The 13,879-nt window shown below is 42.2% G+C and carries 12 protein-coding genes and 2 pseudogenes; 2 read left to right on the top strand and 12 right to left on the bottom strand.

Going from position 1 to position 13,879, the window contains the following annotated elements; all coding sequences use genetic code 11:
* Positions 1–17 precede the first annotated feature (17 nt).
* From NSTC731_RS26725 to NSTC731_RS26760, 8 genes and pseudogenes are all read right to left on the bottom strand, one after another.
* Positions 18–806 (bottom strand): GUN4 domain-containing protein, encoded by a 789-nt coding sequence (locus NSTC731_RS26725; RefSeq protein ID WP_445627591.1) that lies wholly within the window; start codon positions 804–806, stop codon positions 18–20.
* A gap of 8 nt (positions 807–814) precedes the next feature.
* Positions 815–1,417: a hypothetical protein gene (locus NSTC731_RS26730; RefSeq protein ID WP_445627592.1), complete on the bottom strand. Its 603-nt coding sequence runs from the start codon at positions 1,415–1,417 to the stop codon at positions 815–817.
* A 102-nt stretch (positions 1,418–1,519) separates the two neighbouring features.
* Positions 1,520–2,533 carry a WD40 repeat domain-containing protein gene (locus tag NSTC731_RS26735; RefSeq protein ID WP_445627593.1) on the bottom strand — a complete coding sequence of 338 codons (1,014 nt, stop codon included), beginning with the start codon at positions 2,531–2,533 and terminating at the stop codon, positions 1,520–1,522.
* Positions 2,534–2,548: 15 nt separating this feature from the next.
* Positions 2,549–2,722 carry a hypothetical protein gene (locus NSTC731_RS26740; protein ID WP_445627594.1) on the bottom strand — a complete coding sequence of 58 codons (174 nt, stop codon included), beginning with the start codon at positions 2,720–2,722 and terminating at the stop codon, positions 2,549–2,551.
* Positions 2,723–2,818: 96 nt separating this feature from the next.
* Positions 2,819–4,378, bottom strand: a complete 1,560-nt coding sequence (locus tag NSTC731_RS26745) for an Hsp70 family protein (RefSeq protein ID WP_445627595.1) — start codon at positions 4,376–4,378, stop codon at positions 2,819–2,821.
* Between the two features lie 131 nt (positions 4,379–4,509).
* Complete coding sequence (locus NSTC731_RS26750) at positions 4,510–5,166, bottom strand: hypothetical protein (RefSeq protein WP_445627596.1); 657 nt, start codon at positions 5,164–5,166, stop codon at positions 4,510–4,512.
* 11 nt (positions 5,167–5,177) lie between these two features.
* Positions 5,178–5,426, bottom strand: a complete 249-nt coding sequence (locus NSTC731_RS26755) for a DUF2997 domain-containing protein (protein ID WP_445627597.1) — start codon at positions 5,424–5,426, stop codon at positions 5,178–5,180.
* A 343-nt stretch (positions 5,427–5,769) separates the two neighbouring features.
* A pseudogene (locus NSTC731_RS26760) lies at positions 5,770–6,208 on the bottom strand (transposase); the annotation flags it as partial.
* 147 nt (positions 6,209–6,355) lie between these two features.
* Here NSTC731_RS26760 and NSTC731_RS26765 point away from each other — a divergent pair.
* On the top strand, positions 6,356–7,528 hold the full coding sequence (locus NSTC731_RS26765; RefSeq protein WP_445627598.1) for a DNA cytosine methyltransferase: 1,173 nt from the start codon (positions 6,356–6,358) through the stop codon (positions 7,526–7,528).
* A gap of 47 nt (positions 7,529–7,575) precedes the next feature.
* On the opposite strand, the gene NSTC731_RS26770 is transcribed toward NSTC731_RS26765, so the two are convergent.
* The 4 genes from NSTC731_RS26770 to NSTC731_RS26785 form a co-directional block, all read right to left on the bottom strand.
* Positions 7,576–8,019, bottom strand: coding sequence for an amino acid kinase family protein (locus NSTC731_RS26770; RefSeq protein WP_445627599.1), 444 nt, complete (start codon positions 8,017–8,019; stop codon positions 7,576–7,578).
* Positions 8,020–8,050: 31 nt separating this feature from the next.
* Positions 8,051–9,982, bottom strand: coding sequence for a S9 family peptidase (locus tag NSTC731_RS26775; RefSeq protein ID WP_445627600.1), 1,932 nt, complete (start codon positions 9,980–9,982; stop codon positions 8,051–8,053).
* A 646-nt stretch (positions 9,983–10,628) separates the two neighbouring features.
* On the bottom strand, positions 10,629–11,345 hold the full coding sequence (locus tag NSTC731_RS26780; RefSeq protein WP_445627601.1) for a DUF2786 domain-containing protein: 717 nt from the start codon (positions 11,343–11,345) through the stop codon (positions 10,629–10,631).
* 452 nt (positions 11,346–11,797) lie between these two features.
* Positions 11,798–12,307 carry a GNAT family N-acetyltransferase gene (locus tag NSTC731_RS26785; protein ID WP_445627602.1) on the bottom strand — a complete coding sequence of 170 codons (510 nt, stop codon included), beginning with the start codon at positions 12,305–12,307 and terminating at the stop codon, positions 11,798–11,800.
* A gap of 217 nt (positions 12,308–12,524) precedes the next feature.
* On the opposite strand from NSTC731_RS26785, the pseudogene NSTC731_RS26790 reads away from it, so the two are divergent.
* A pseudogene (locus NSTC731_RS26790) lies at positions 12,525–13,865 on the top strand (IS4 family transposase).
* Positions 13,866–13,879 lie beyond the last annotated feature (14 nt).

Consider the following 13,879-nt stretch of genomic DNA (forward strand, 5'->3'; position numbering starts at 1 on the left):
TACCAGTGTTCCCAAACTTAGGCTATTTTGCATTTGGCTAATTTCTGTGCAAGTGCAGACAGAGTTCTGCAACCCGTCCAAAAGTCGCCTAACCCCCAGCCTATAAATGCACCGCCACGGGGTAAGTTTCCCACCGGCGCACTCAAGTCGAATTTCAAATCATTCCAATAGCACCAAGTACCTTGAGAAAACCATCCCACACCTTTACCAAACCGACACCACGCTTCCCAGTCGGGATTTGATGTACCGCCAACGATTTGCCAGATATGGGTTTGGACAACAAAGCCAAAGCGTCCGTTGCTATATCTTTGCCAGAGAGTTTCAATAGTGTTTAAGTCTGCACAAGGGAATTTTTCAATGTCTGATGGATCTAAAAATCCTTGTGGTTGGCGATCGCATACCCGCAGCATTATACTAGCAGTCTCTAGGTCTGCATCTTTCCACTTTCCGCAAGCGAGCAAATTCTGTAAATGACTGTAGTTGATACCAACCGCAGAGATTAATGGTATTTCACTGTGTAGATGGGACTGCACTTTTGCTAATGCTTGTTGTCCCAGCAGTGACGATACTGTAGATTGCAACTTTTCAGATTCAGTATTGACAATCTCAAACACCAACTTAGTACCGGCTTCGCCATACTTTAGGGCTTCTGCAACGGCGAGAATTTGTTGTTGTGGAGATGTGGCGCTGCTTAAACGTCGTTTAACACCTTCAATACCTCCTAAAACTACACCATCTTTTGGAGGTGGTACTTGTCCGCCAAGCACAGCATCATATTCTCTTGGTTGTTTTAAATTTTCTGACATTGCTGTTTTTATTTAGAAAATGCTTGCAATTTATCAATACAGCCCTGTTTTACCGCTTCTATTAAAATCTTTTTTGCTCCTCGCCGTTTAAAATAAAGTGCTGCATAATTACGTTGTAGCTGGGTGCCATTGAACAGGTAATGTCGAATTCGGTCTTGCCCTTGAGGGGTATCAACTAAGCCAAGTGTAAAGTCAACTAACTTGCAAGTGGCGCTAGTGCGGTCATATTCTAGATTATCCATCAGCGTATCGACATCGGACACTCCGCCAGCACGCGCCATCGCTACGAAAGCATCATATCTGTCAATTTTATTACCATAGTCCTGAAGTATTTCTTGTACTAAAGGTTCTGGTCGAGAAGCTAATAGTGAATAAGCTGCTTGGCGTACTTTCCATAATTTATCGTCTAACGCCCAGATTACTAATTCCAAACCTGCTTCGCCATATTTGAGTGCTTCTTCTAGTGCTGCGATTCTTTGTTCAATTACCGGATTTGCCAAGCGTCTTTTAACACCTTCCAGCCCTCCTAATACTACAGCACCAGGAGGCGCTTTTTCTTGACCGCCAAGGACAGCATCATAAACTGTTGGGCGATTGGAATTTTTTGACATCGTGTTTTTACTTTTTATATGATGGAATTATTGAGTGCGATCGCTATAATCGCCTAATTTCATAAATACTATTTTCACAACAGTGATTGTATTATCTAAAGACTAATTGTATTGAAGCTCAGGTAATCCCCAAACTTTAACGGTCGTGTCTTGGCTAGAACTAACAAGTCTTTGACCATCTGGGCTAATGGCTACACAAAAAACACAACCTGAATGCCCTTTAAGAGTTTTTTTAAATCCTGTATTTAAATCCCACACTTTAATAGTGCTGTCATAACAACCACTTACAATTGATTGACCATCATGGCTAAAAACAACAGAGTAAGCACCAGATGAATCGATTAAAGTGCGTTTCAGTTCCCCTGTATTTAAATCCCAAATTTTGATAACCTGTTCCCAACTACAACTAACTATTCTCTGGCTATCTGGACTAATAGCTATAGAAAAAACATTACATGAATGTGCCTCTATAGTAAGCTTAAGGTCTCCTGTAACAAAATCCCAGACTTTGATAGTTCCATCATGACTACTACTTACAATTGTTTGTTGGTCAGGACTAATGGCAATTGAACAAACACAATCTGTATGTCCCTCTAAAGTATGTTGACTTTCTTTTGTATTAAGGTTCCAAATTTTAACAGTTTTATCATTACAACCTGCACTGACAAGGGTCTGTCCATCAGAACTGATAGCTACAGACTTGACTTGTCCAGAATGACCCTTTAGGGTATATTTAAGCTGTCCAGTATTCAAATCCCAAGCTTCAATAGAGTGTAAATTAGTGCCATTGAAAATTGTCTGACAATCTAGGCTAATACATATAGATTCAATCCATGAGCCACGACTTTGGAGTGTAAGTTTAATCTCTCCTGTATCTAAATTCCAAACGTTGATTATATGATTTGCATCCCCACTAACAATTATCTTTCCATCGGAACTAATAGCAATAGCATCAACACCTATTGAATGCTGCTTAAAGGTAAAAAAACACTCAAAAAATAGATACAAATTGTGATTTTGTAATATTTTTTTTACTCTTGGTTCTGCCCTTTCTAGCAATAGCTCAAATGCTGCTTTCTTTACCTGCTCTGATTGATCCTGCAAAGCTTGAATCACTAAGTCTAAGCCTGCTTATCCATATTTAAGTGCGTCTTGGAGTGCAATAACTTTTTGCTCAATAGTTGCACTTGTCAACCTTCTGTTAACACCTTCTATTCCACCCAAAACTAAACCATCAATAGGTGGATGCGCTTGTCCACCAAGTACAGCATCATATTCTTTAGGTTGACTCTGATTCTCTGCCATTGTATTTTCACCAATCTACTATTAGTAGTATTCCCATTTTTTATGACGGTTCTTTTGTAAACGAACCGCAAAGGCGCAAAGAGCGCAAAGGTAAGATTATTTTAGTTTAGCGATCGCTCCTCTCTCCACTAACATCTTCCCTGTCAATAAATCCTTTACTGTTACTACTAATACCCGTTGTTCATTGACTTCAAATTGTGCCTGTATTCGGTCTATTCCCGTTTGTCCAGGCGGTTCGATATGAGCGACGCATACTTGTTGATGATGAGTTTCCAAAGAGCGATAACTATCTTGTTTTACTAATTGGCTGCTTGTCATCCTTCCTTGAGTATCGTAATAAACTTCCGCTTGAGAAACTTCTGCAACTTCGCCAATATCAAGGCGAATTTCTCGCTGTCCTTCGGTGGCTACTTGCAAAGTTAAAGCTTCAGAACGCGCCCCTGGATACTTTGCCCCTTTTTCTATCAAAGTGAAATAAGAATAAGTTTTGCTGTGGGGTTCCCAAAGCCGGATTGCATAACTGTGGCGCAGGTAATCATCAACTGCTGTCATTTCGCTTAATGCTAATGCGCCATGTGCCACAGCTTCAAAGGGTTTATCTAATTTAACTTTTTGTCTGCCGAAATAGGAAATCACTAGTTGTTGAATCGCTGGAATTTGGCAAGTACCGCCGACTAATAAAACTTGTTCGATGGTAGATTTAGCGATACCTTTGGAAAGTGCGATCGCTAATACTTCATCTATTGCTTGTCTTAACTGTTCTAATAATTGTTGATTTTCTAAAATTTCGCCCAACTCGTCCCGATGTAACTGCAATTCATGGGACATAAAATTTTCATCATCAAACCAAGCTTCTTTGGCTTCATCTGTTGTTGAAAGTTGTATTTTTACCCTTTCTGCTACTTCCAATAAATTCATAAAACCGATTTCTCCTACTTCAGCGCGGGAGGAATTGATTTTTTGCAGATAATGTTCGACAATCCAAGTATCGATATCTACACCGCCAATAAAAGCATCAGATTTAGCAAGAACTTCAGCCCGTACTGCTTGCTGTTCGGAAGCGACGCTGACAGTCCGTACTAAACTTAAATCCAACGTTCCGCCACCAAAATCCACTACCAAAACCACAGTGCCAGGACGCTTGATAGCATAACCAAGGGCGGCTGCTGTTGATTCATCGACAATTTGCACTGCGGGAATATTCAGCTTGTCGCCCAAATTGCGAAACCAGTCAAGATATCGCTCAAACGCACCTACAGGAACCGTAAAGATAACACTATCAGGTTGTAATTGCTGTTCAACCTGTTGCCAAATTTCTAACAAAAACAGTTCTGAAATAATCTCAGCACTATAACTATTACCATCCAAAAGTCGGGGAGGTGGCACAAAATCCGCTGCTAAATCGCGTTTAAAAGCTCGAAAACAGCGTTCAGGCTGGGCAAACCCCAAGCGTTTGGCACGTACAGATTCACCAAACAAAATGCTATTTTGCCCTTCCACAAACACCAAACTCGGCACCACGCTAACTTGTTCGCCCCCAACCTCAAACCGCCGCGACATCGAATCAAATCGCAACGTCCGTGGTTTTTGCGTAATCAAATCCGTAGTACAAACAACAGTATTGCTAGTACCAAAATCAATTATTACTGTAGTCATTTGTCATTTGTCATTTGTCATTTGTCATTGGGCATGGGGCATTGGGCATTGTTACAGACTTAGCTTCCTTGTCTCCCTTGTCCACCTTGTCCCCCTTGTCCCCCTCATCCCCCTCATCCCCCTCATCTCCCTCATCTCCCTCCCGGTAAACTCCGGCTAACCTTGGCAGGGCAAAGAATTCTTCCTTGATGCTGATAACCAACAAATCGAATGTAAACTAATTCACCTTCAGTAATATCAGCATTGTCTGGTTGATGAAGTTGAGAATTATAAGGCACTTGTTTCCAAGGTTTGCCTATCTGTTCGTAACCCCATTTACTAAGAAGATTATCTAGAGGAGTAAACATCGAAAGCAGATTTTTGACGGGCAATTCTGGTTTAACACTCACCATTTGGTGGATGCTGGGGTAGTTCGTCAGTAATGTCTGCAATTGCTCAAATGTGGAAGTGCGAAATTCTTCTGTTAGTTGTAGACGTTGCTGTTGCAACTCTTCATGGAGTCGCACGCCTTCTTGATGCAGTGCGGCTTTTTCAGAAATAAGTTGCTGTATTTTTTGCTCTAATTCTAAGTATTCTTGACGGGATGCTTGGAGTTCATCTTCTAGTAATTTGATTTGAGATTGCGCTAACCCTAACTTATCAATTCGCTTGTTTGGTTGAGAAGCGATCGCCGCGTTAATTGCTGGAATAATCAAAAGTAACGCCAAAAATCCGATTGCGATCGCTAAAATACTTTCCAGAGAAAACATTCCGCTTCCCTCGATGTCTGAAATGATGTCTGCAAGCATCTGTATCTCTCCTATTGTTGTTTGAGAGACTGTTGTTCTGTTCCTGTGACGTTTTCTTCTCCCTCGTAATATTCAGTCAGCAGTTCTTGAGTTTCTACGTCTCCCAAAGCATCTTCAATTCCAGATGTTGTGCTGGTACAACTTGCGCCAGAAGCACCAATCACTGTTTCCGTAATTTTTCCATCTTTACCGATGCGATACTCAATTTTTTGATACTCAGCCATAAGTAAAATATCTATATTTTCAAGGTTTTCAAGCAATACGCAGTTATTCCGTTGTATCACTTTTGCCAGTTAACTGCAATTACCATCTGGCACTAGCACAAACAAATAAATGTGTCAGGGCTTTACTAATTTACTAAAACAAATGTACTATTTTTGATGAGATTACACAAGCCTCAAAGAAACTGAGTCAAAACTATGAGTGTGTCATTTGTTACAATTTGTGGGCGATCGCTGCAATTTAACCCATATTAAATATCAAGAATCCAATATCAATGTATGTAGCATTCATCCCCTGTTAAAAGCCTATCCTAATTTAGAATTACTTCACATACGCGGGCGTATGCTTGAGAGGATGTTTGGAAAGTATTAAAGGAATCTATTAAGCGAGTCTTCTCAGCATTAACCGAATCATTGCAATTTGTACAAATGTTTCATGCGTTTGCGGTAAAATTTCGTAGTCTTTACTTAAACGACGATACCAATTAAACCCTCCCATTGCTACGTTCAACAACCCAGCGTTTGGGTAGTAGGACAAAACCCTTCGCATCAGCTGGACGACGTACAACCTCTAAAATCCAACGGTAAGTGTCCATAACCCATTTCATAAATCCCTGACCCTGATACCCCGCATCAACCCAAATACAAACCAGGCGATTTAAGCGATCGCTAATTCTCTGCTTCGCTTGCGCGAATAATTTCTTTGCACCGGCTTGGTCAGATTCGTAAGCAAAAGTGACTACGACTATCAATACCAATCCGAGAGTGTCAACAAGCAAATGCCGTTTACGTCCTTTCACCAGTTTGCCGGAATCAAAACCAACTTCAAGTGATACCATCCCCGTGTGATTGGTGAACGCGACCCGAATAATCCCTTTCATTGGCGATGGGCATTCAATTGGAAAGAGAAGATAGACAGGGCATGGAAAAGCAAAAGTATAGGCTCAATTCCCCCTGGTGCTGTCCCTATGATTCGTCTAATGCAACAACAGGGGGCAATTAGGGAAGATATTATCGCCTTTATCAAAAAAGCGAAAACCAAAAAGCCATCACTAAAATTGGATGTCTGCAAAAATTTTGATAACACAAAAATAAAACCAGTTCTTCCAGATGATGCGGCGATCGCTGTAGTACTTTTCGCTGGTGGCGGCGGGATTGAAGCGGGGATGGTTCAAGCCGGGATTCGCCCAGCCATTGCAGTGGAGTTCGACCCCACAAAACCAGATTTGAGCAGGGCGATCGCTCTCAACCATCACCGTAACTTTCATGAATATGGCTGCAAAATCATTCAGCTAACAGTTCAAGAAGTAGCACGGTTAGGATTTCTAGGTTTTAAGAGCCGCCCCGATTACCTCCACGCATCCCCGGTGTGTGCCAACTTCAGTCAAGCTCACACTGCAAAAGCGGGTATTGCGCTTGAAACGGCTGACGATTTGAGTGCAGCGATCGCAGTTGCAGAAGCCATCCGACAGTTGCAGCCACGGGTGTTCACTCTAGAAAATGTTCCGCGTTATCAGAACAGTCAGAGTTTCAGTATCATCCTGTCAGCTTTGGAGCAAGAGGGGTACTCGGTCGATTACAGCGTGGTCAACATGGACAAATTTGGACTACCCCAGGCGCGGCGGCGGTTAGTCCTGGTTGCAAGCAAGGGTTTTCACGTTGCCCTACCTTTGGGGACTACACCTTGTGGTTGGTATGGGGCGATCGCTCATCTCATTCCCATGATGACCGATTCTCAACTACTCCCTAAAAAACGGCAAGCGGTAGAACAATTTCTGACGGCTAACGAACCAACACCACTGCTGATACAAAGAGTTGGGGGGCGTACAGAGTCCAAGTATAAACCTGCACACTTGCCCTGTAACACTATCTTGCGATGCCTGCGGCGGGCTGCGCCTACGCACTTCACAGATCGCAAAGGCTGCAACCGTAGTAAGTTCGCTGATATCTGGTTGCCAAATGGTACTGTCAAGTCTTTGTCAATCCAAGGAGCGGCGAAGTTACAAGGTTTTCCCGATTGGTACGAATTTCCCAGCGAGGCAGCAACGGCGGGGTCAATCATTGACTACTCTGTACCACCCAGTTTTGCCGCGCAGTTATTTACTCACATACAGAAAAATGAGTTATCTCAAAAAGATTAAGGGTAAGTAATTCGGATTAACTACCAACAGTTTTGAAATCATTTTAGTTAAAATGCCCTAATTAAAGTGCCTAGAGTTGGCGTACCTAAAACTGAAGAAGCTAAATTCCCTGGGATATTCCCATCAATTATCCAGCAGTCAATCCCTAAACTAGAAATAGTCAAAAACTCCTCAACTTTCTTAGCCATCCTGCCAGTAACATCTACTGATTTGCTCATGCCCAAGAAAGGTTTAATCCGAGAATAGTTAGCTTGAGTAATATTGGAAACTACTTGCCCATCTCGATCGTATACACCTGCATAATTCCCAACATTTATTAGTCGAATTTTAAACTTACCTTGAAGATAGAAGTATTTCGCTAGTTCTGCAAGCATTGCATCTGTCGAGAGGACAGTACCACCAATAGCTTGATCTAGAACGACATCACCAAAAATTAAAGGAATCAAACCTGCTTTTAGACTACTTTCTATTACACTAAAGTCACTCTTCAACAGTTTCTTATTATCGCCTTGTTAGTTGGAGCTAAAAGTTTTCAATGACTACAGGCTCGACTGGTTGGGCAATTTCAAAATTGAAAATTCGTGAATAAAAGTAAAGTTCTGCTGACAAAGAACGCTTGATGTTTGCGGCTTTGCGGAAACCATGTTGTTCACCCTCAAAAGCAACATAAGCCACAGGCACACCTTTTGTTCTTAGCGCTGTAACCATTGCTTCAGTTTGGTTGGGTGGAACTACTCGATCTTCTAATCCCTGGAAAAAAATCATTGGGCAGTCTAGACGCTCACTAAAGTTAATTGGCGAGCGCTGTTGATAAATCTGACGCTGTTGTGGATAAGGACCAACCAGACCATCCAAGTACCGTGATTCAAACTTATGTGTATCCCGAACTAAAGCTTCCAAGTCACTGACACCAAAATAGCTGGCTCCTGCTTTAAAAGTATCTCGGAAAGTTAAGGCACAAAGCGTTGTGTAACCACCTGCACTCCCGCCGGAAATGCTTAGACGAGCGCCGTCTACATCTCCCCGTGACACTAAGTAACGCGCACCAAAAACACAATCATCCACATCTACAATTCCCCAGTTTCCAGAAAGGCGTTGCCGATACTCCCGCCCGTACCCTGTACTGCCACCATAATTTACATCCAAAACCGCTATTCCTCGGCTAGTCCAATACTGAATGTTAAAATTGAGACTACTAGACGTTGCTGCGGTGGGGCCACCGTGACTTTTGACAATCAAGGGCGGTTTTTCAGTCTCAGGAGCCGTATAGTCACGGTTTCGAGGTGAGTAGAAAAGGGCGTATGCTGTTTTGCCATCAGATGTTTCGTACTCAATGGCTTCAGCTAAAGAAAGATAACCAGCATCAATAGTTACATCACTAGAATACCGTAGTACTTCTAGCTCTTTAGTTGTCAGATCCAAACGGACAATTGCTGCTGATTGAGTTGGCGAGCTTGCGCGAAAAACTACCTGTTTAGAGGTGGCGTGCAGAGAGCTAATATCTGTGTAGGGCGTATTTATTAGTTCTAAGTTACGTGTTAGTGTATCAAGGCTTGCTAAATACCAAATGCCTTGCTGGGTATAAGTACAAATAATCTGGTTGGCAGACCCAAAAGCATAAGTGGACATCCCAAAATTCCATTGCGGCTGACCAAATTCTGCTTCCATTTGAGTTAGCGCTTCTACATTTTCATCTTGCCAACGATATATATTCCACCAACCTGTACGGTCAGAAACAAAATACAACTGACCATCTGGCGACCACTGTGGCTGAAAAATAGACTCATCTAAATCCCCAGCAATTTTTTGAGTATTTCCCAAAGAACCATCTGCCTTTAATTCCCCAACCCATAGTTCAGTCCCATCCCAAGGCATATTCGGATGGTTCCAAGTCAGCCAAGCTAAACGTGAACCATCCGGGCTCAGGCGAGGCGAAGCATAAAAGTCATTTCCAGATACTAATAGTTGGATTTTATGATCTTTGTCTAGTTCCACGCCGACTAAACTATTACTCGCCTCCTTTGTCACATCTGTATGATCTTCATACACACAAATAATTCGGTTGTTTTGACGATCGAAAACACCGTCTGCATAGCGTGTGGCAGCTATTGGGGTGATGGCTTGCGGTTCTCGATCGCTCTGTTGATAATATAGGCGTTGATCGCTAAAGTTGGAAAAGTAAACAGTGCCATTCACCACAAGAAAGGAACTGCCACCATATTCATGCACACGAGTACGCACATTGAAGCCACTAGGCGTGAGGGACTGGATTTCACCATTTGCACCCCGCCGCACTATGACATTTCTACCTGACTCTGATGGTCGTAACTCACTCCAGTAAATCTCTTCGCCACAGAGGGCAATTTGTCCCAACCCAATTATACTTGCGGTAATTAAGTCTGTTGTTATCGGCGATCGCCAACATCCGTAAGACGCTACTTCTGCTTTTATCACGCTCTATTCTGCTCCCTGTTCCCAAGAATCATACATTGTCTGTAAAGGCAAAACTCTGACACACCCACTTATACTAATCCGTAATTCGTAATCCTAGCCTCTAGCTAGCAGCAAGCTACGTAATTGAAAGTTCTTTGATATAAATATTTTAGGCAACCAGATCGTTGGCGTAAGCTCTCACTGCTGGCCAACGGGTGCAAGACTCAAAGGAGGCCACTTGTATAAGAAAAACTGCCCTGAGCAAGGAGTTCAGGGCAGCACTTGAAAAGCGAAATAAAATAGGGGACTTTTAAAGCGTTGTCTCTTGGTTTATACATAATTCCTTTGGTATGTAATATTCTTCTTCTTTTGTTTTGTGTTTTTATGCAAAACTAACCAAAAATCTTGAAACTGCCGTCACACAAGAGTTAAGTGCCAGCATCAACACCATCCCTTCGGTAAGCAAGTCAGATGCGTGTAGACCATTGGTTTAGATTTGCCACTGAAGCGGTATACAATCATCACCCCTTCAACTCCATACAGGGGCGATCTGCGCTCTCACCCAACCGCGACTGCAATTCATACAGCGATCGCATAAAGCACTGCATGAGGTTAATCACTCCAAAATCTACTCTCATCACTACCGCTATCTCCTAATAAGTCTTAATTAACCTGGCAGATAGTGCTGTTGACTGCTACTAACTTGACGATTAAGAGAGACAGAATCAGCCGCAGATATACCAGAGAGATATCCGTCTTTTGAACCACACGATGGTAACGCCATTTGTTTAACTTTCACATTATTTAGATATGCTTCTAACTCAGATTCTAGTTTTTCATAGAGCGCTTGCACGATAATGGCGGGTACTGCAACTGATTCAGTAGTTCCAGCAATCCCTTGATTTTTCTGTCGATCGCGATTCTCAAGAATCCTACTTACAAGTCTATTAGCAGCACCTAACTTAAAAGCATTTCTAAAAGTGCGATTGCCTTGGGCTTGTTTTGCTAATCGTTCAATGGTTTGTTCAAGATACTCAAACTGAATCCGAGTAGAGACGATATTCACTTTTCGCCCTAAGATAATCATTTTAGACCCGCTATGGTAGTGTCTAGCGATCGCACAGCAGTAATTCCCCCAACAAACACCACTTAGTAAAATAAATTTCCATGAGGTCATGCGTTTGAACTGGCGAATGACTTCTTCTTCTAGTGGTTGAGGTGTCCAATCTTGAAGTGAGGCGATCGATAAATTGTGCCGGGTTAGGATTTCTTGGGCTTTAGCTGCGGCGGCGCTTGCCTCTGCCTCGTTGGGAGATTGACTAAGTGCGAATAGTTTTCTAATTTTGTCAGCGATTTTTTCTAGTTCTAACATCTGTGTCTGCATTCGTATCACTCAAGCAAGTTTTGAAAGGAAACATCCTTTTTAATATACTTGTGTAAAATGAAAAATGTAGCTAATTTTTATTCATACATAGCAAGCTTTGTAGCAATTATTCCTGCTAAAAACGGATATTCGCGATCGAGCCATGATTACTGAAAATGATGATTCAGTCTATGCAGTGAATAAACTAGTGAGAAAAATCTCTATTAAAGAAACCCAGCTAAAAATAGCCCAAGAATCGAATCTTATTCAGACTGCTGAAGCGTTATAAAACCACCTATCCCAATTACAACAAGAATTGGGAGATAGTTCAGACACACAATTGCAATCATTGATGAGCTTTTGAAATGCTTACGACGGTAACTGAGATTCGCGGCATAACGGCTGCGGTCAGAGATTGCTACAAACTCGAACTCAGCACGAGCGGCTTTCTTCAATCTGCTGCACTACAATTGTTAGATATCAGAAATGAACAAACTAACACTTTTACTATCTTTAGATAGTTTAATCATTCGCTCAAAGCTTAGTCCTAATTTTTTAAGCAGCTTTGCTGAATCATAATTGTCCGGTGTAGTGATAGCGACAATACGAGTTAAGCCGAAGGTTCTTCTCCCATACATCATGACAGCAGAAGCAGATTCATAGGCATATCCTTTTCCCCGGAACTTAGAAAGAAAGGCAAACCCAACATCCACATCCTCCAAGGAATCTCTTTTTATCAAACCGCAAATTCCAATCGAGACGTTCTTCCCCTTTAGCTCAACCAAATACAGCCCGAAGCCGAGACGTTCATACATAGCAACCGGATTCTTCAAAATATATTCACGAGCATCATCAAGAGTTCTTACACCTTTATCACCAATAAAGCGCAACCACAAAGGGTCATTCAATATCTCAAGAATGAACTCGCTATCTTCAACTGTTAGCCGACGAAGAACTAAACGCTCTGTTTCAAGAACTTTCATAGTCGAACACCTTGTTATTGATGTCTAACTATTTATTATATGAGTACGGGATAGGACATAATTTACAGCACTTTGCAAGTAAATGAAGTACACATTTTAATATGATAAATCTTGTGGGGTGGACATCTTGTCATTGGTGTCAAGTTAAGAAAAAAGGAGACTTGTCAAGTGGGTAAAACTTAATGGCTAAACTCAACACAAGGGTGTTGATTGAGCCATGAGTAAGCCACGTAAAAAACAAGGGAATCCAGATTTTCGACATCGGGTAAGTTGCCCAGCCCCAACAACTCAGGAGATAGAATCACGATTGATTGAACTGGTAACTCCAGGGACATTTGCCAATCTCAAAGATGTAAAAGACAAACAGCGGAATTTGCGTAGGCGCAGCCCGCCGTAGGCATCGCGGGTACTAACGCTACCAGTGATGGCAGCAATAGTGCTGAGTTTAGTGTATCGACAAATAAATTATTTAACAGATGTGCTGCGCTGCCTAGAAGTTGAAGGATTATTGTGGGTAGAAGCAATGTCTGTGAGTCGGCAAGCGCTATCTCAATGGCTTGAAAGCTTGCCAGCGAAGCTGTTTGTTGGACTGTTTGAGCAAGTAATAGAGCGTCTAGCAGTCAAAAAAAATCCTACAGAAGTTGACCCCCGGTGGTCATCGGTGGTTGAAGAGTTCAGTGCAGTATGGATAGCGGATGCATCAACTCTAGAAGCAGTCAAAAAACATTTAGGACAACTCCAAGAAAAAACAAACGCAGTGTTGGGTGGGAAGATGTTGATGGTGGTGGAAGCATTCAGCCATCGCCCAGTGGCAGCGTTTTTTGATGCCGATGCCAAACGTAACGAAACTAAGTGGTGGCAAGAACTACAAGTACGCTTACCAGTGGGCGGTTTACTGATAACAGATATGGGCTTCTATGGATTTGAATGGTTTGATACCCTAACTGAAGCCAGAAAATATGTTTTAACCAGACAAAAAGCCAAAGTGCGCTATCAAGTTGTGCGCGTGCTTTCTAGTGGTTCTCATTACAAAGACGAAATCATTCAAATGGGTCTTCACCATACCGATCCTTGTCACTACCCGATGCGACAAGTATCTGTACTCTGGGGAAAGACTTGGTATCATTACTTAACCAATGTCCTTGACCCACAACAACTTTCACCACAATCAGTTTGTGAGTTGTATCGCCGACGTTGGCAAATCGAAGATGCATTTTTACTCACAAAAAGATTGTTGGGTTTGTCCTATCTCTGGGTTGGTGGCAATAATGGTGTACAGATGCAAGTTTATGCTACATGGATTTTCTATGCTGTTCTCAATGATTTGTGTGCTGATGTCGCACTCGCTCTGCAACAACCAATAGAGCGAATTTCCGTGGAAATGGTTTTCCGCAGTTTATATTTTTTCCATCGCGCACTCTTGCAAAACTCACAACTTCAACTTATTCCTTGGTTAGTTGAGCATCACCGCTCTATGGGCTTGGTAAAAGCAGTGCGTCAGCGACACCGACGCAATGCCGCAACCTCGCTTTACACTTGGGCTGATGCCTTAACTTGACACCAATGACAAGA

The sequence above is a fragment of the Nostoc sp. DSM 114167 genome (assembly GCF_052692655.1).

Excerpts from the sequence above, each read along its gene's own strand:
- NSTC731_RS26740 (WP_445627594.1), bottom strand. The coding sequence starts at position 2,722 with ATGGCAGAGAATCAGAGTCAACCTAAAGAATATGATGCTGTACTTGGT.
- NSTC731_RS26765 (WP_445627598.1), top strand. The coding sequence starts at position 6,356 with ATGATTCGTCTAATGCAACAACAGGGGGCAATTAGGGAAGATATTATC.
- NSTC731_RS26785 (WP_445627602.1), bottom strand. The coding sequence starts at position 12,307 with ATGAAAGTTCTTGAAACAGAGCGTTTAGTTCTTCGTCGGCTAACAGTT.
- NSTC731_RS26780 (WP_445627601.1), bottom strand. The coding sequence starts at position 11,345 with ATGCAGACACAGATGTTAGAACTAGAAAAAATCGCTGACAAAATTAGA.
- NSTC731_RS26745 (WP_445627595.1), bottom strand. The coding sequence starts at position 4,378 with ATGACTACAGTAATAATTGATTTTGGTACTAGCAATACTGTTGTTTGT.
- NSTC731_RS26750 (WP_445627596.1), bottom strand. The coding sequence starts at position 5,166 with ATGCTTGCAGACATCATTTCAGACATCGAGGGAAGCGGAATGTTTTCT.
- NSTC731_RS26730 (WP_445627592.1), bottom strand. The coding sequence starts at position 1,417 with ATGTCAAAAAATTCCAATCGCCCAACAGTTTATGATGCTGTCCTTGGC.
- NSTC731_RS26725 (WP_445627591.1), bottom strand. The coding sequence starts at position 806 with ATGTCAGAAAATTTAAAACAACCAAGAGAATATGATGCTGTGCTTGGC.